The organism is Phyllobacterium endophyticum (genome assembly GCF_003010935.1).
Lineage (GTDB): Bacteria > Pseudomonadota > Alphaproteobacteria > Rhizobiales > Rhizobiaceae > Phyllobacterium > Phyllobacterium endophyticum.
The window spans coordinates 232974-249067 of the sequence record NZ_PGGN01000007.1 but is presented as its reverse complement, the minus strand read 5'-3'; the positions used below and the strand labels follow the sequence as shown (position 1 = coordinate 249067).

The window sequence follows — 16094 nt, the reverse complement described above, 5'->3', positions numbered from 1 at the left end:
CGCAACGTTCATAAACAAATCTCACAACAACAGAACTATGACGCGGGGTGGAGCAGCCCGGTAGCTCGTCAGGCTCATAACCTGAAGGTCACAGGTTCAAATCCTGTCCCCGCAACCAAATCAAACCAACCCTGAAACCATCCCCCAGACGTTTGTCCGGCATCTCGGCTTCGCCAAGCCGGACAAGGTAGCGCGTCGTTCGCAAGAGCGCACCATAACCTGAAGGGTGAGGAATGTCCGGCCTTGCCGGTCAAGCAGTCCAGTGGACTGCTGGAAGACCCGAACGGGCACATCCTGTCCCCGCAACCAAATCAACACAGCCCATCCATTAAACCAAACCCCGCCACAAACGGGAGTTTTTTCGGGTTTGACAAGCCATGTTGTACTAATAACGTTGTGGTAATTCTACGAAGCCTAGATTTGTAGTCAAACGGTCCAGAAGACCGAACTGCCAACGGACCTGATCTACCCCGATATCTGCCGGGCACAAGTTTGGTATCCCTTAGAAAAATCTGCGGCAACCGAGGTTACGTATATTCAAGATGTCCGGTCATGAGCATGAGCCATTCATGATTTTCCGGTGGCGAATTGTAAATCGAGGCTTAGGCTGTGATGTCGATCACACCGCAATCTCCGGCTTCCGTGCCAAAGACAAGCCGATGCCCGGTGGTATCCCAACTCATTGTGGAAATAGCCCCCTTGCCGGGGCGGCGGAGGAGAACTTCCTTCTGGTCGCCGAACCTTCCGACCAGAATCATGCCGTCTGAATAGCCTATGGCGACGATTTCTTCGATCGGATGGCAGGAGACGGCAGTCACGAGGCTATCACCGCGGGTTCCGAGTTCCAAAGGTGCCTTGCCCATCGGTCCGTCTTTGCCAGAGAAGGGCCAAACGATCGCAGCGGGTGCCCCAGATGTAGCCAGCCATTTGCCTTTGACGCTCCATGACCAGCTTTTTACCTTGTTCGGATAGCCTGTCATCCGCATGTGGCGATTGTCTTCAAGACGCCAGCCATGCAAAGCGTTTTCCTGCATGGCCGTTACAAGAAAACGGCCGTCGGGGGAAAAAGCGACGGCGATATGCGCGCCCTTCCACTCGAGTTCGGTGGGAGCCCCGTTCGTTGCGGGCCAATGCAGCGTCACGCCATTATAGCGGGCGACGGCAAGTCGGAATCCCTTGGGTGCAAAAGCGATACCTTCGACGCTGCGCTCATGTACAATCTCGCGAACCGTAGCGTCAGCCGCCCTTACCCAAGCCGACCGTCCCGACGCAAAAGCAATCGCACCATTTGGCGCTGCCGCCACAGCTGTCAACCATTTGCGCGGCAGATGACTGAGTTCTTCCACTTCGCCGTTCAGGCCAGTTGAACAGATACGGCCGTCTTCACCGCCCGTAAGTAGATGCTTCCCATCATGCGAGGGCACGGCACATAGGAGCCCATCGTGGGCCTGGCTTGTCTTATGACCATTGTCCAAGCGGTGAATTGTGCCGTCCGCTATGGAGAAGAAGGGGACATCTCGGATAAAGCGGGCATCGACGCAATGGCCGGCGAGATCGAGCGGAGCAATAGTCGGCATCAGGCAAGGCAGCTTTCGAGGCCGGACCTGAGGGCATCGTGGTCAAGTTTGCGGCCGATGAACACAAGGCGGCTTTCGTGTTTTTCGCCCTCTTTCCAGGCGCGCTGATGATCACCTTCGATAAGCATGTGTACGCCTTGGATGACATAGCGCTCATGGTCGTCCCTGAACGCGAGAATACCCTTCAAGCGAAGAATGTCCGGCCCCTGCTCCTGGGTGATCTTCTGGATCCACGGAAAAAACTTGTCCGCATTGAGTTCGCCTGTCCGCAAGGAGACCGACTGAACCGTCACGTCATGGATGGGCGACGCATGATCATGATCATGATGGTGATGGTGATCATGTCCGTGGTGGTCATGATCGTGGTGATGGTGTTCGTGATCGCAATCAGGTCCGCATACATGATCCGGGTGATCGTGATCGAGAAAATGCGGATCACTCTCCAGCGCACGCGCCAGATCAAAAGCGCCGCGATCCAGAACACGGGACAAATCTATGTTGGCACGCTCAGTGCGGTGAATGACAGCATGGGGATTGATTGCCCGTACAGCCGCCTCGATCGCGGCGAGTTCGTCCGCGGTGACGAGGTCAGTCTTGTTGAGCAGAACCACATCGGCGAAAGCGATCTGGTCTTCGGCCTCGCGACTGTCTTTCAGACGCAGCGGCAGATGCTTGGCGTCCACCAATGCAACCACCGCATCAAGCATGGTCTTGCTGCGGACGTCGTCATCCATAAAAAACGTCTGCGCAACGGGTACCGGATCGGCGAGACCCGTTGTCTCAACGATAATCGCATCGAAACGGCCAGGCCTGCGCATCAGACCCTCGACAACGCGGATCAAATCGCCTCGTACCGTGCAGCAGATACAGCCATTGTTCATTTCGTAAATTTCTTCGTCGGATTCGACAATCAAATCATTGTCGATACCAATTTCACCAAACTCGTTGACAATGACCGCATATCGCTTGCCGTGGTCCTCACTCAATATCCGGTTGAGAAGCGTGGTTTTCCCCGAGCCGAGATAGCCTGTAAGGACGGTGACAGGAATCTGGGCAGGGCGTGCAGCGTCCGCTGCCATGGACTTCGTCGGAGCTTCACTCATCGCGTGCCTCTTTGAATGGATAGACCCACGATATAGGTGATCGCTTTGGTTTTTGCCACACCCATAGTGTTCAAATACCTGAATGAACGGTCAATCCAATTTAAGGTGCACTAGTTGAAAGCCGACGTATCGAAGCTGTTAACGTCTCCGATCAGTTCAACAAGACCTTTCACGCTGTGCGCAATGATTTCTTCTCCGGCTTCCGCCGTTGCTGCTGCCGCGTTACCTGCGACGCCTTGCTTGTTCAGGTCCGTCATTTTCCAGCCAAACGCATGCGGACCATAGGCGCGCAAGTGCCGGTAGGTCGATGTATAAATGCGCTGGCTCGAGCCGAAATTTTCGGCCTTGGCGAATTCGACAAGTTCGGGGTGCAAAGCCAGCATGACCGAGGTTTCGATGAAACCGCCATGGATATCCAACGCCCTGTCCTCAGGGGATATCAGACCGTTCGGCAAGCCAAATCTGGTCCAGCTTGTCGCGATGGCGAGCATGTTGCAACGAACCCGCAATTCCGTGGCAACGATAGTCGTGAGGGGCGAATTACCGCCATGGGCGTTCAGAATTATAAGCTTCGTTATTCCCCGCGCGGCCACACCTTGCCCAATCTCGATCCATCGGTGTACCGCCTCATCAAAGGCCAACGTCCTCGTCCCTTCAACGCCCACATGTTCGATCGAGTAACCGATGGGCTCGACAGGCAAGAATTCGATGGACAAGCCGGCTGGAAGTGCTTGGCGAAGCCGCTCAATCAGCCCGGTGACGATCAAAGTGTCCGTATCGAACGGCAGATGCGGGCCGTGCTGCTCATGTGCACCAAGAGGAAGAACCGCGATCTTGGATTGATTGTCGGGCATTGGGCTGTTTATCTCCGTCGCTTGTCCTACCCTTCAGGAGCGAGCAACCTGATAATACCGTCCGTTACGCACATTTCTAAAGGTGTTTTTTTCGGTGCCTGACAATTTCGTCGGCAAATTTCATCAGATTGTCATAGAAGCATTGTAACGCGGGTTGTCGAGGACGGTATCGCCATTCAGCAGTACCGGCCGGCCAATTCGTAACGGCCGTATTAACGCTGGAATATTTGTCTGTTAAATACATCTCATCAGCAAGAGCTAGCCGCCTCATCATCATAGATGGTCGGTGTCAGGCGATCAGGAGTCGGAATGGTCAAGGATCGTAAACCTCTCATTCTTCATCGTCTGCAATCGACCGCCCGGCTAACGCGGACAGCACTCGCCACAAGATTGCTTAGCCATGGTTTTTATGCGGGCCAGGATGCCGTCATGCTGCAGCTTGCGCATGATAACGGGTTATCGCCGAGCGTTCTCGCCAAGCGCCTGGGGGTTCGTCCGCCGACGATCACAAAAACGATTTCCCGTCTGCAGACGCAAGGCTTCGTGAAAAAAGAAGGTTCGGCAACGGACCAGCGCCAAGCTCACATTTTCCTGACAGACATGGGAAACGAAGCAATCAAGTCCATCGAGAAGTCCATTCGCAAAACGGAAAAGGACGCGATGAAGGGTTTTGACAAGAAAGAACGCAAGGCTTTCATAAAGATGTTGTCCCGGCTTGAGGTCAATCTCTCGGCTGCGGAACTCCTGCGCCAGGCTGGTCCTGACGACGATCACGACGATGAGGACGTTGAGGTCGAATAATATAAGTTTCCGACTCAACCGAAGATTTCACGGTTGCAAAGAACGTGAACTTGATATCATGACGGGGTTCTTTCCCGCCTGATTGGTAAGCCAGTTGAAATCGACTCCTCCGTCCTTGCAGGAAGCTGCGCCCGCTGTCGCCATTTTCTATATTTTTGCGGCTGGGTTCCTGTTTTCCTGTCTGGATTCAAGCGCAAAATATCTGGTTCTGTCCGGTATACCCACAGCATTCATTTCCTGGATGCGGTTCGTTGAACACGCTGTACTCGCGCTGATTTTTTTCAAGGTGTGGTCGAGTCCCAAACTCTTCAAGGTTAGGAACATGCCGTTGCAGCTTGCGCGCGGTCTGTGTCTGTTTGGTTCGACATATTTCAATTTCCAAGCATTGCAGACGATGCAACTCGGCGAAACGATCACGATAACTTTTGCAGCGCCGATGGTGATCGCGGCCTTGGCGGGCCCATTGCTTGGGGAATGGGCCGGCTGGCGGAGATGGGCTGCCATCGTCGTGGCTTTCATCGGGGTGCTGATCATTGCCCGCCCGGGATTTGGTGCAATCAATCCTGGTCTGCCCTATTCGATTACTGCGATGCTGAGCTATTCGCTCTATGTTCTTCTGACACGACGAATGGCTGCAACCGAATCGCCCGAGAGCCTGATCTTCTTCTCGGCTCTAGCGCCCGCGATCCTGATGTCACCTGCCATCGTACAGGCGACCATTCCAGAGACCCCATTCCAAATTCTACTTTTGCTGATGCTCGGCTTCTTCGGGGGGCTCGGGCACTATCTGATCGTCCTGGCCTACAGAAGGGCGAGCACCGCTGCGCTTGCTCCTTACCCCTTCCTGCAAATTATCTGGATGCTGGCCTTCGGATATTTCTTTTTCCAGCAGTTTCCCGACGTATACACGCTCTGCGGGGCGGCGATTGTCATTGGCAGTGGGTTGTACGTTGTGCACCGCGAACGCCAGGTGCGTTTGGCCCGGTTGAAAGGACTTTGATTTATTGGATTGCAATGGCATAACGCCGGGTAACAAAACGTGGCTTGATTGACGCGAACTGTGGGGAGACGTTCTTTTTGGCGCAGAAAATCAAACTTTCGACAATCGCCGACGCGCTGAAAGTGTCCACCGCAACCGTCTCTCTGGCTTTGCGAGACAGCCCGCTCGTGGCGGATCAAACCCGCGAAAAGATAAAGGAACACGCGCGGACCATTGGCTATATCTATAATCGGCGCGCGGCCAGTCTACGGACGTCACGCTCAGGTATTGTCGGTGTGGTGGTGCATGACATCATGAACCCGTTCTTTGCCGAGATTCTGCGCGCGATCGAGGGCGAACTGGACCGTTCAGGCCAAACGTTCATTCTATCCAATCACTATGATCAACTGGACAAGCAGCGCACATTCATCGACACGGTACTTCAGCTCGGCGGAGACGGTGTAATCATGTCGCCCGCTATCGGAACTCCGGCTGAAGACATCCGCATGGCCGAGGACAATGGATTGCCTGTCGTGCTGATTGCCCGTACCGTCAAAGATGCCAACGTGCCGGTTTTCCGGGGCGACGATGCTTATGGTATCGGGCTTGCAACAAACCACCTTATCTCCCTTGGGCACACGCGAATCGCCATGGTCGGCGGTACAGACCAGACGTCGACTGGCAGGGACCGTTATGAGGGCTATCTGCATGCGATGCAAAAGGCGGGCCTGGAGGCAAAGCCGGAATGGCGCATACCCGGCCCGCGTACGAAACAAGCGGGCTTCGATGCAGCGCCACAGTTTCTTGCGCTCAAAGACCATCCGACTGCGGCCGTCTGCTGGAACGATCTTTCGGCGATCGGCATGATGAACGGTATTGCTCGCGCCGGCTTGGTCGCTGGGGAAGACATTTCCGTTACCGGTTATGACGATCTCGAGGAGGCGGCAATCGCGACGCCGGCTTTGACAACTGTTTGGAACGGCCAGCGAGAGGTGGGGCAGCGCGCTGCACGGGCTCTGCTCGATCAACTCAATGGCGCCGATACGCATGCCCGACAGGAATTAATCAAGCCGGAACTGAGGATCCGGCAGTCGACTTCAAGACCGAAGCCGCGATAAAGAGCAAACTTCACCCTTCATTAATGCTGCGAGCCTAGGCTTCGGGAGACGTTGTGTCTCGTGGAGTACGTCATGAATTTCGGTAGAACAACCTGGATTGGCCTGTTAAGTGCCGCTGGAGTTGTCGCGATGTTCCTTGATTTTGCGACATTCACCTCCGAGGACGATGCGGGCGTCGACATCCGGACGACTGCCTCTGTTGCGACGGAGAAGCAAAGTCTGGAGGCACCCCGATTCGTCATCAGCAGCCTCGGTGACGGGACAAGCTGCAAGGCCTTCCCTATGGAAAATGGCACACCCGGGCACAATGGACTTTCAATCGAAACCAGTTGCAGAGACCTCTATTCGCCATTGGCAAATGCCAAGACATGGCACAATAACAAAGATGGCACGATCGACCTTGCCGATTTTCGTGGGCAAACCATCGTAGAGTTCAGCCCAAGCGATGGGCTCTCCTATATCAGCGTCGAACCGCGCACGGTGGTTCTTTCCATGTCGGCCGAAGGCATAGATCCTCTATAGGGGGCCTGGCTATTCTGCTGCCAGCAGGCGCTCCCGGACCGCCTTGTGAGCCCGCGCGGCATCACCAAATGCAGCAAAGATCTTGCGGGACGAGCTGTCGCTCTTCACCCAATATTCGGGGTGCCATTGTACGCCCACGGCGAAAGCCCGTGCGTTTTTCACGGAGACAGCCTCAATTGTACCGTCATCAGCCACGGCTTCGATTGCAAGCTGTGGCGCGGGCATATCGATCGCTTGCCGATGCACAGAATTGACGTCGATCGCTTCACTTCGCATGACTTCAGCGAGACACGATCCCGGTTTGATGTGGACGGAATGGCGAATCGCAAAGCGCTCCGCCTGTCGATCCGATTGCGGTGCCCGGTGATCCTGGCGGCCCTCAAGCTCCTGTATTTCGGTCGCCAGCGTACCGCCGAGTGCCACGTTCAACTCCTGAATACCGCGGCAGATGGCGAGAAGCGGTACGCCGCGCTCGATGGCACGTCGAATGAGCGGGAGAGACGTCGCATCGCGGGCAGGATCATAGGGCTCGTGGGCAGCACTGGGTGCCACACCGTAAAGCGCAGGGTGCACATTGGATTTTGAACCCGTGATCAACACACCGTCGACGCCGTCAAGAATGGCATCGATATCGAGACCGTCACCAAATGAAGGCACAATGAGGGGAATGACACCGGCGGCGTCATAAGCTGCCATCAGGTATTGGTCTGGCGTGGCATGCCACGTGTAATTCTCGAACGAACGTACGTCTGATGTTATGGCGACGAGCGGCTGCCGCATTGCGATACTCTCCGAAAATGTTCGCGTCGAATGTAGTGCAGATCGAGCGGGTTTCCAATGGCGGCGCAGCTCGAAAATATCGCGCGTCAGCCCGTTTCGCCTTTCCCCACCACCGGTCCAGACGAGAAAATTCGGCGCTATGGCAGTCACTCCCAACTGCTGGACTTGAATCCGCGAGTGTGTATGGTGATCCGAGATCGGGAGAACCTGACCGCTGATCTACTGAAGAGTAACACGTTAGTTGTTTTGTGGAGGAGAATATATGGATCGTCGTTCGTTCATTACGAAGGCAGGATTTGCCGGAATTGGGACTGCTGCAGCCACCGGCCTGGCGGCTCCTGCCATCGCGCAGTCAATGCCAAAGGTAACCTGGCGTTGCGCTTCGTCTTTTCCGAAGTCGCTGGACACAATCTATGGCGGCGCTGAGGTCTTGTCGAAATACCTGAAAGAGGCGACGGACGGCAATTTCACGATTCAACCCTTTGCGGCCGGCGAAATCGTTCCGGGCCTCCAGGCTGCGGATGCGGCTGCTGCCGGTACGGTCGAACTCTGCCACACGGTCGCATATTATTACTGGGGCAAGGACCCCACCTGGGCCTTGGGCGCCGCAGTTCCCTTTGCGCTCAATGCGCGTGGTATGAACGCCTGGCAGTATCATGGCGGCGGCATCGATCTCTTGAACGAGTTCTTCAATGCCCAGGGCCTGCAGGTTTACCCGGGCGGCAATACCGGCGTGCAGATGGGCGGCTGGTTCCGCAAGGAGATCAAGACGGTCGATGACCTGAAAGGTCTCAAGATGCGGGTCGGCGGCTTTGCCGGCAAAGTGCTTGAGACACTTGGAGTCGTGCCGCAGCAGATCGCCGGCGGCGACATTTATCCAGCACTTGAAAAGGGCACAATCGACGCTGCCGAATGGGTAGGCCCATACGATGACGAGAAGCTGGGCTTCCAGAAGGTGGCGCCATATTACTACTATCCCGGCTGGTGGGAAGGCGGACCGACGGTGAGCTTCATGGTCAACAAACAGAAGTGGGATACGCTTCCTCCTGCCTACCAATCGTTGTTCCGCACTGCAGCTCAGGCGACCGACGCCAATATGTTGCAGAAATACGATTATCTCAATCCGTCAGCCATCAAGCGCCTTGTTGCAGGAGGCGCGCAATTGCGGCCTTTTAGCCCGGAAATCCTGAATGCCTGTTTTGTCGCGGCCAATGGCGTTTACGCCGATATCGAAGCCAAGAACGCGCCATTCAAGAAGATATGGGATTCGATCAAAGCCTTCCGAAACGAACATTTCCTGTATGCGCAGGTTGCGGAATACACTTTCGATACGTTTATGATGGTGCAGCAGCGCAACGGCAAACTCTAGCCGGGCATTCGAATTGCGGAACCCCGGATCCTTCAGGACCGGGGTTCCAGCGGTCGCCTGTTGTCACACATGCGCGAGCAGTTTAACAGTGACGACACATAACAGGCGCGACGTTCACTGGTATCCAATTCTATGACAATTGATTCGTCTATTTCCGTAGCGGGGAAAACCATCGCAGTAACCGGAGGTTCATCCGGCCTGGGATTGAGAATGGTTCAGGTCCTTGCTGCTCATGGCGCTAACGTGGTCTCGATCTCGCGCACGCCGGCACCTGACAATGAACATCGTTCCAATATCCACAATATAATCGCCGATGTCACTGTAGCCGGTGATATCGAGCGCGCCTTCGACGAGGCGGAGCAGCATCTTGGGGCCGTTACGGTGGTGTTCAACAATGCAGGCGTGGCGACAATAGAGCGGGCGCTTACGACGACACGCGAGCAGCTGCGCCACATTTTCGAGGTTAATGTTGAAGGGGCGTTCTTCGTTGCCCAGGAAGCCGCAAAGCGCATGATCGCGAAGGACGTCGGCGGCTCCATCATCAATCTCTCGAGCATACTTGCCGACGCGCCGTTAAGAGGCTCGGGCGCATATGCCATGTCGAAGGCGGCTGTAGCACAAATGACGAAGTCGCTGGCACTCGAATGGGCGCCCCACGGGATACGGGTGAATGCCATCGCGCCGGGATGGTTTCCAACCCGCCTCAACGAAGCGATCATGGACGGGCCGGCAAAGGGCTATCTCAAGGGCAAGAATCCCATGCGCCGCCTAGGCGAGCCAGAGGATATCGACGGCGCCATTTTAATGCTCGCGTCCGACGCAAGTAGTTATATTACCGGGACCGTCATTACCATCGACGGCGGGCACAGCCTGCAGGGGTAGAGTCTGTCGATTGTCTGTTAAATACGCTCCGCATCCTGCGCGTTCGTGCGCGTAGCAAGAACGAAGACAAGCAGCGAGAAGACTGCTGCATCGCGCCACAGGACTGAGAAATATCCGCCCCACAACGATTCCACCATTCCAACGATGGCTGCTCCGCAGGCCGCATGCAGGGGTCTGGAAAAACCACCCGCCGCGGTGATGAACAAAATTTTGAGGCCGAAGATCATTCCGGTGTTGAAACTGACATTGCCATAATAGAGTGCGGCCAAAAACCCTGCCAACGCACAAACACCGTAGGCCGCCAGGATCGCCTGTGTCCTGACCCTTGATGGATCAACGCCGCACAGTGCAGAGGCCTTCGGTTCGTCGCTGACGGCACGCCAGATGCGACCGGCCGATGTACGCAGCATGATAACCTCGCCGGTTGCAACGACGCCGAGTGCAACAGCAATATTGATGACCTGCAGCTGGGTGAGGCTGATGCCCAATTCAGGACCGAGCAGCCTGACCGGTGTGGCAAGGAGCGGCGGGAGCCAATAGTCCCTCGTGTCAGCCGCAATCCGGGATAGTTCCATCAGGAAAATACTCAGACCAAGCGTCGCAACGAGGACCGTGTTACGGTTGCCTGCATCCAAGGGGGCATAGATCAACCTGGCGATCACGTATCCACCGATGCCGACATAGACCACAGCGACGACGATCCCCAAGGATAGCGCAGCCGGCAATGTCATCCAAAGGATCGACCAGCCAAATGCCGTGACGAGAATGAATGTCTGTCCTGAGAAGGCAAAAATGGCGCCGAGGGACAAGTCGGTACGGTGGGTCAGTCCGTGGATCAACACATAGCCATAAGCGAGTAGCGCATAGAGCGCTGCGTTATGAATACCGTTGAAAACCAGTTGCAAAAAATACGCCATTTTTCCGTCCGACCAGAATCCATTCTAACTTGCAAAACCAATTTTACCAGTTAGAATTTAGCCATGTCTTTCGAATGGAATGCCCATCGTTTCAGCGGCGGCGTGTTGGCCCTGGATCTGGCCAATACAGTAATCTTTCGCGAGGATCGGAAACGCTGCCTGGACCGGTTCGCCGATCCGGCCGAGGTGCCGAGGTTTGCCGAAGCCGCAGCGATTTTCAGAAATGGCGAATGGGGCAGGGTGCGGTTTCACGCCCCGAAGTCCCAAGACGGGATTAAAGCACTTATCGACGTTCGCGAGGTGGTCAACAGGCTGTTTCGTGATGCAGCAGGTCATGCTCGCATCAGGGCCGATTATTTCTCCGAATTCCTGCACATCGGCTCCAATGTCGTTGGCGAGGAATGGTCGGAAGAAAGTCTTGGTCTCCCAAGCCTCTCCGATAGGATACGCGACCTATCATTGGGGGCGGCAGCATTTCTTTCAGCTTTGCGGTTGCTCGATCCCGCGCGGCTTGAACGGATCAAGATCTGCCCGAACTGTCACTGGCTCTATTTTGACGAGAGCCGAAACCGAAGCCGACGGTGGTGCGATATGAATGTCTGCGGCAATAGGGCAAAGGCCCGGCGGCACTATGTTCGCAGCTTGGGACATGCCGGAAACGATCATGCATAAGAGAATCAATTACCGCCTCATCACAGTAGCGATGATGGTCGTCAGCCTTGGTCTCGGCGCTTGCCGCGACTCTGGCGAGGGCGATTATCTCGTCGTGTCCGGAAAGATCTTCGTCTTCAATTACCGAATCGCGGAAGCCACCTATCTCCTGACGCTGGCCCGGGTCCGGCCACTTCCCGATGGCGCGATATTGGAGACGTCTTTTGAAAACCCGGCCGGAGGCGATCCCATGATTGTACGGCAAAAAATATGGCCCGCGATGGAAAAGATCACAGTTGAAAGCCCGCCGGTGAAATGCGTGAAAGCCGATCGCGTATATAAAGTAAGCATGCGTTTAGAAGATGCCGACGGTAAATTACTACAAACAATCGAACGCGAAATGATTTCGGACACTGATCAATCTAAGATGCCGGACAAGCCGCTGGTCGTTGGGCCGTTTTATGATCCAAATCCTGACAAGAGTGCCGCGGGGAATTCGGCGCCGGCTTGTCCAGCCTGATCAATATGCTGCCAGCCTTCATCGGATTGAATGTTTATTGGATAAGTTGGTTTTGCCGCTGACATGCCGTTGGTGTGAGCTTAAGCTGGGTGGAGGAACGCCGCCGCCTGGCGACGAGTTTAAATCAAGGAAAGCTCGCATGATTGCTCAGATCGCCATTGCTCCGCTCATTGCTTTGATTGCCGGTATTCTTATTTTGATAGCTCCCCGCCTGCTCAACTATATCGTCGCGCTCTATCTGATCATCATCGGAGTGACAGGTCTGTTCCCACATCTGCTCTCCTAGTCGCTCGGTCACCGCGTGACTGAACTCTTTCGCTCATTTATATCGATTGAGCAGGCACGAGCGACCATCTGCGCATTGCGCTGGTGGCATGTTTTCGTTATTGCCAATGCGACGTCGACTATATGAGGTTTGAAGATGGCTGATCATCACGATACTGCGCCGGCAGAATTGGGCGCCCCAATGGACTACAAGGAACACGAAAGCACTTACAATCTGTTCCTTTCCCTCTCCAAGTGGGGCATTGTATCCTGTGTGGCATTGCTGGTCGCAATGGCTTTCGGGTTTTTCGTCGGTGGTTTCTTTTCTGGAACTCTTCTCTTCATCATTGTTTGTGTCGCAGCCTGGTTTCTCCTTTAACTTCAGCTGAGTCAAATCGCGCGGACAATTTGGTCTGCATGCCGCTCGGAACGAGCGGTGAATATCTACGGAATTGCCAATCGTCATAAGCGGGAAGGCGCGCTGGTCATCGTGACCACTGCCTTGGTTGTGTTCAACTTGCTTGGGGGTGGGAGCTTGGCTCAGACACTATTCATACCGAAAGAAACTGAGGCCAGTGAGCCGAGGGTTGGGGGCTCGCCGGAGACCGTCAAGAAGTTGATCACCCTCGGCTTCGATGTCATCGTCGAGGCTGGTGCGGGTGTCGACTCGCGAATTCCGGACGCGGAGTTTGTCGCGGCAGGTGCCAGGATTGGTAAGACCGCCGATATCAAAGGCGCAGACGTCATCCTGAAGGTGCGCCGACCGGCAACGGCCGAACTGAAGGCCTATAAGCAGGGTGCTATTGTCATCGCGATGCTCGATCCTTACGGCAACGAGGCTGCAATACAGGCGATTGCCGATGCGGGAATCACAGCATTTACCATGGAATTCATGCCTCGCATCACACGGGCGCAGGTCATGGACGTTCTCTCGAGCCAGGCAAATCTTGCCGGCTATCAGGCGGTGATCGATGCGGCCGCCGAATATGACCGCGCATTGCCGATGATGATGACGGCGGCCGGTACCGTGCCCGCTGCGAAAGTATTCATCATGGGTGTCGGTGTGGCAGGTCTGCAAGCGATTGCCACGGCGCGTCGTCTTGGCGGTGTCGTCACGGCCACCGATGTGCGTCCTGCGGTCAAGGAGCAGGTTGCCTCGCTGGGCGCCAAGTTTCTTGCGGTCGAGGATGAGGAATTCAAGGCGGCAGAAACCGCTGGCGGTTATGCCAAGGAAATGTCCAAGGAATATCAGGCGAAGCAGGCGGCACTCGTTGCCGAGCACATCGCCAAGCAGGACATCATCATTACCACGGCGCTCATCCCGGGCCGTCCCGCGCCCCGTCTGGTAACACGCGAAATGTACGCGCGCATGCGTCCAGGTTCGGTCATCATCGATCTCGCGGTCGAGCGCGGTGGGAATGTCGAAGGCGCAGTTGCGGGCATGGTCACGGAGGTCGACGGAGTCAGGATCGTCGGTCATCTCAACGTGGCGGGCCGCATTGCCGCAACGGCCTCGCAGCTTTATGCCAAAAATCTGGTGGCATTTGTCGAAACGCTGGTCGACAAGGAAACGAAGAGCGTCAACATCAATTTCGACGATGAACTGGTGAAGGCGACTGTTTTGACGCATGGCGGGAAAGTCGTGCACCCGAATTTCGCGAACGCCGCTGCCGCTGTTGCGCCTGTAGCAAAGCCCGCCAAGAAGGCTGCACCTACAATGGAGTCAGGTGCGAAAGACGCTCCGGCCAAGGCGGTTATCAAGAAAGCGCCTGCGCCGAAGGCCAAAGCGCCCGCCAAATCCGCTGCTTCCAAATCAACTGCCGCAAAGAATGAAGGAGAGGCGTGATGGCTGCCGATGCAACTCTCGACAAGGCACTTGAAACCTTGAACCAGGCGACTGAAATGGTGCGCCAGGCCGCCGAAACCATGCCGGATGCGGCTGGCGCGGCCGCCCATGCTGTCACCGGAGGTGCGGTCGACCCGTTCGTCTTCCGCCTTGCCATCTTCGTTCTGGCAATCTTCGTCGGATATTATGTCGTCTGGTCCGTTACTCCTGCGCTGCATACGCCGCTGATGGCCGTGACCAATGCCATTTCCTCGGTAATCGTCGTGGGTGCGCTGCTCGCCGTTGGCCTCTCAGCCAGCGGCTTTGCCACCGGCTTCGGCTTCATCGCGCTCGTTCTCGTCAGCGTCAATATCTTCGGCGGCTTCCTCGTTACCCACCGCATGCTCGCCATGTACAAGAAAAAAGAGAAGTGAGGCGATGAACATGGCAATGAGCGTGAATTTCGCAACTTTTCTGTATCTCGTCTCCGGCGTCCTGTTCATCCTTGCGCTACGGGGGCTATCGCATCCAACGACCAGCCGTCAGGGTAATTTCTACGGCATGACCGGCATGGGTATCTCAATCCTGACCACGCTGGCCCTTGCCGAGCCAAGTTTCAGAGGACTGGGGCTGATTATTATCGGACTTGCGATCGGTGGCAGTGTCGGCGCCTACACAGCAAAGCGCATCGCCATGACGGCCATGCCACAGCTCGTTGCCGCCTTCCATTCGCTGGTTGGCTTTGCCGCCGTGATGGTGGCGGCTGCTGCGGTCTACGCACCGGATTCCTTCGGCATTGGCGAGGTCGGATCGATCCACGCGCAGGCTCTGGTCGAGATGTCGATTGGTGTTGCCATCGGCGCCATCACCTTTACCGGTTCAATTATCGCGTTCTTGAAGCTCGATGGGCGCATGTCGGGCAAGCCGATCATGCTGCCTGGTCGTCATCTCCTCAATGCGAGCCTGCTGGTGGCCATCGTAGTCCTCGTGATCGCGCTTGTGATGACTGAAAGCCATTTCGTGTTCTGGCTGATCGTCATCCTGTCGCTGGTCCTTGGCGGCCTGATCATCGTACCTATCGGCGGCGCCGACATGCCGGTGGTCGTCTCGATGCTCAACTCCTATTCCGGCTGGGCGGCGGCAGCTCTCGGCTTTACTCTCGGAAACCTTGCGCTGATCATTACCGGAGCACTCGTCGGTTCATCCGGCGCGATTCTTTCCTATATCATGTGCAAGGGCATGAACCGCTCGTTCATCTCGGTCATTCTCGGCGGCTTTGGTGGTGAGACCGCCGGCGCCGCCACGGGCGAGGTGGAACAACGGCCTGTCAAGCAAGGTTCGGCCGACGATGCCGCCTTCATCATGAAGAATGCCTCCAAGGTAATCATAGTACCCGGTTACGGTATGGCGGTCGCGCAGGCCCAGCATGCCTTGCGCGAAATGGCAGACAAGCTGAAGGCCGAGGGTGTCGAGGTCAAGTATGCCATTCATCCGGTGGCGGGCCGCATGCCCGGCCATATGAACGTGCTCCTTGCTGAAGCCAACGTGCCTTACGATGAAGTGTTTGAACTCGAGGATATCAACTCGGAATTCTCTCAGGCAGATGTCGCCTTCGTCATCGGCGCCAACGATGTCACGAACCCGGCGGCCAAGACCGATCCAAAATCGCCGATCTTCGGTATGCCGATCCTCGATGTCGACAAAGCCGGCACGGTGCTCTTCATCAAGCGTGGCATGGGCTCCGGCTACGCTGGCGTCGAGAACGAACTGTTCTTCCGTGACAACACGATGATGCTATTCGCCGACGCAAAGAAGATGGTGGAAAACATCGTCAAGGCGCTCGATCATTGATTGCTAGCCTCCGGCACAAAAAGCCCGCCAACTGGCGGGTTTTTTTGTGTGTTTCAAATGAAGTTTTGCCGCGAGATACGC

General features: G+C 55.9%; 18 protein-coding genes and 1 tRNA gene. 14 read left to right on the top strand and 5 right to left on the bottom strand.

All coding sequences use genetic code 11. The features are described from left to right. Positions 1 to 41 precede the first annotated feature (41 nt). A tRNA-Met gene (locus CU100_RS25580) sits at positions 42 to 118 on the top strand. 484 nt (positions 119 to 602) lie between these two features. On the opposite strand, the gene CU100_RS25575 is transcribed toward CU100_RS25580, so the two are convergent. The 3 genes from CU100_RS25575 to CU100_RS25565 form a co-directional block, all read right to left on the bottom strand. Next, a complete protein-coding gene (locus tag CU100_RS25575) occupies positions 603 to 1577 on the bottom strand; it encodes a WD40 repeat domain-containing protein (RefSeq protein WP_106719457.1) in 975 nt (324 codons plus the stop codon). Beyond that, entirely contained in the window at positions 1577 to 2680 is a 1104-nt protein-coding gene (locus CU100_RS25570; protein ID WP_407070378.1) for a CobW family GTP-binding protein, read from the bottom strand. Before CU100_RS25570 ends, CU100_RS25575 begins: the two co-directional genes overlap by 1 nt. A 110-nt stretch (positions 2681 to 2790) precedes the next feature. Next, positions 2791 to 3534: a creatininase family protein gene (locus CU100_RS25565; RefSeq protein WP_106719456.1), complete on the bottom strand. Its 744-nt coding sequence runs from the start codon at positions 3532 to 3534 to the stop codon at positions 2791 to 2793. Between the two features lie 309 nt (positions 3535 to 3843). Here CU100_RS25565 and CU100_RS25560 point away from each other — a divergent pair, with 309 nt between their 5' ends. From CU100_RS25560 to CU100_RS25545, 4 genes are all read left to right on the top strand, one after another. Continuing rightward, positions 3844 to 4335 carry a MarR family winged helix-turn-helix transcriptional regulator gene (locus tag CU100_RS25560; protein WP_106719455.1) on the top strand — a complete coding sequence of 164 codons (492 nt, stop codon included), beginning with the start codon at positions 3844 to 3846 and terminating at the stop codon, positions 4333 to 4335. A 94-nt stretch (positions 4336 to 4429) separates the two neighbouring features. Then, on the top strand, positions 4430 to 5335 hold the full coding sequence (locus CU100_RS25555; protein WP_106719480.1) for a DMT family transporter: 906 nt from the start codon (positions 4430 to 4432) through the stop codon (positions 5333 to 5335). A 77-nt stretch (positions 5336 to 5412) separates the two neighbouring features. Further along, positions 5413 to 6432 carry a LacI family DNA-binding transcriptional regulator gene (locus CU100_RS25550; RefSeq protein WP_106719454.1) on the top strand — a complete coding sequence of 340 codons (1020 nt, stop codon included), beginning with the start codon at positions 5413 to 5415 and terminating at the stop codon, positions 6430 to 6432. Between the two features lie 72 nt (positions 6433 to 6504). Next, entirely contained in the window at positions 6505 to 6954 is a 450-nt protein-coding gene (locus tag CU100_RS25545) for a hypothetical protein (protein WP_106719453.1), read from the top strand. 9 nt (positions 6955 to 6963) lie between these two features. On the opposite strand, the gene CU100_RS25540 is transcribed toward CU100_RS25545, so the two are convergent. Beyond that, on the bottom strand, positions 6964 to 7734 hold the full coding sequence (locus tag CU100_RS25540; RefSeq protein ID WP_106719452.1) for a gamma-glutamyl-gamma-aminobutyrate hydrolase family protein: 771 nt from the start codon (positions 7732 to 7734) through the stop codon (positions 6964 to 6966). Positions 7735 to 7996: 262 nt separating this feature from the next. On the opposite strand from CU100_RS25540, the gene CU100_RS25535 reads away from it, so the two are divergent. Together CU100_RS25535 and CU100_RS25530 are read left to right on the top strand one after the other, a co-directional pair. Then, the gene (locus tag CU100_RS25535) at positions 7997 to 9103 is read left to right on the top strand and encodes a TRAP transporter substrate-binding protein (protein WP_106719451.1); all 1107 of its coding nucleotides are present in this window, start codon (positions 7997 to 7999) and stop codon (positions 9101 to 9103) included. A gap of 132 nt (positions 9104 to 9235) precedes the next feature. Beyond that, positions 9236 to 9985, top strand: coding sequence for an SDR family NAD(P)-dependent oxidoreductase (locus CU100_RS25530; protein ID WP_106719450.1), 750 nt, complete (start codon positions 9236 to 9238; stop codon positions 9983 to 9985). Between the two features lie 17 nt (positions 9986 to 10002). On the opposite strand, the gene CU100_RS25525 is transcribed toward CU100_RS25530, so the two are convergent. Then, positions 10003 to 10902 (bottom strand): branched-chain amino acid ABC transporter permease, encoded by a 900-nt coding sequence (locus CU100_RS25525; RefSeq protein WP_106719449.1) that lies wholly within the window; start codon positions 10900 to 10902, stop codon positions 10003 to 10005. 63 nt (positions 10903 to 10965) lie between these two features. Here CU100_RS25525 and CU100_RS25520 point away from each other — a divergent pair, with 63 nt between their 5' ends. The 7 genes from CU100_RS25520 to CU100_RS25490 all read left to right on the top strand — a co-directional run bounded on the left by CU100_RS25520 (position 10966) and on the right by CU100_RS25490 (position 16013). After that, positions 10966 to 11574 carry a CGNR zinc finger domain-containing protein gene (locus CU100_RS25520; protein WP_106719448.1) on the top strand — a complete coding sequence of 203 codons (609 nt, stop codon included), beginning with the start codon at positions 10966 to 10968 and terminating at the stop codon, positions 11572 to 11574. After that, positions 11552 to 12073 (top strand): hypothetical protein, encoded by a 522-nt coding sequence (locus CU100_RS25515; protein ID WP_245419237.1) that lies wholly within the window; start codon positions 11552 to 11554, stop codon positions 12071 to 12073. Before CU100_RS25520 ends, CU100_RS25515 begins: the two co-directional genes overlap by 23 nt. 139 nt (positions 12074 to 12212) lie before the next feature. Beyond that, complete coding sequence (locus tag CU100_RS25510; protein WP_106719446.1) at positions 12213 to 12359, top strand: DUF3096 domain-containing protein; 147 nt, start codon at positions 12213 to 12215, stop codon at positions 12357 to 12359. A gap of 135 nt (positions 12360 to 12494) precedes the next feature. After that, positions 12495 to 12716, top strand: coding sequence for an aa3-type cytochrome c oxidase subunit IV (locus CU100_RS25505; RefSeq protein ID WP_106719445.1), 222 nt, complete (start codon positions 12495 to 12497; stop codon positions 12714 to 12716). A gap of 156 nt (positions 12717 to 12872) precedes the next feature. Next, positions 12873 to 14183 carry a Re/Si-specific NAD(P)(+) transhydrogenase subunit alpha gene (locus tag CU100_RS25500; RefSeq protein WP_106719479.1) on the top strand — a complete coding sequence of 437 codons (1311 nt, stop codon included), beginning with the start codon at positions 12873 to 12875 and terminating at the stop codon, positions 14181 to 14183. Then, entirely contained in the window at positions 14183 to 14596 is a 414-nt protein-coding gene (locus CU100_RS25495) for an NAD(P) transhydrogenase subunit alpha (RefSeq protein ID WP_106719444.1), read from the top strand. The genes CU100_RS25500 and CU100_RS25495 overlap by 1 nt, the downstream gene beginning before the upstream one ends. A gap of 16 nt (positions 14597 to 14612) precedes the next feature. Beyond that, positions 14613 to 16013, top strand: coding sequence for an NAD(P)(+) transhydrogenase (Re/Si-specific) subunit beta (locus tag CU100_RS25490; protein WP_106719443.1), 1401 nt, complete (start codon positions 14613 to 14615; stop codon positions 16011 to 16013). Positions 16014 to 16094 lie beyond the last annotated feature (81 nt).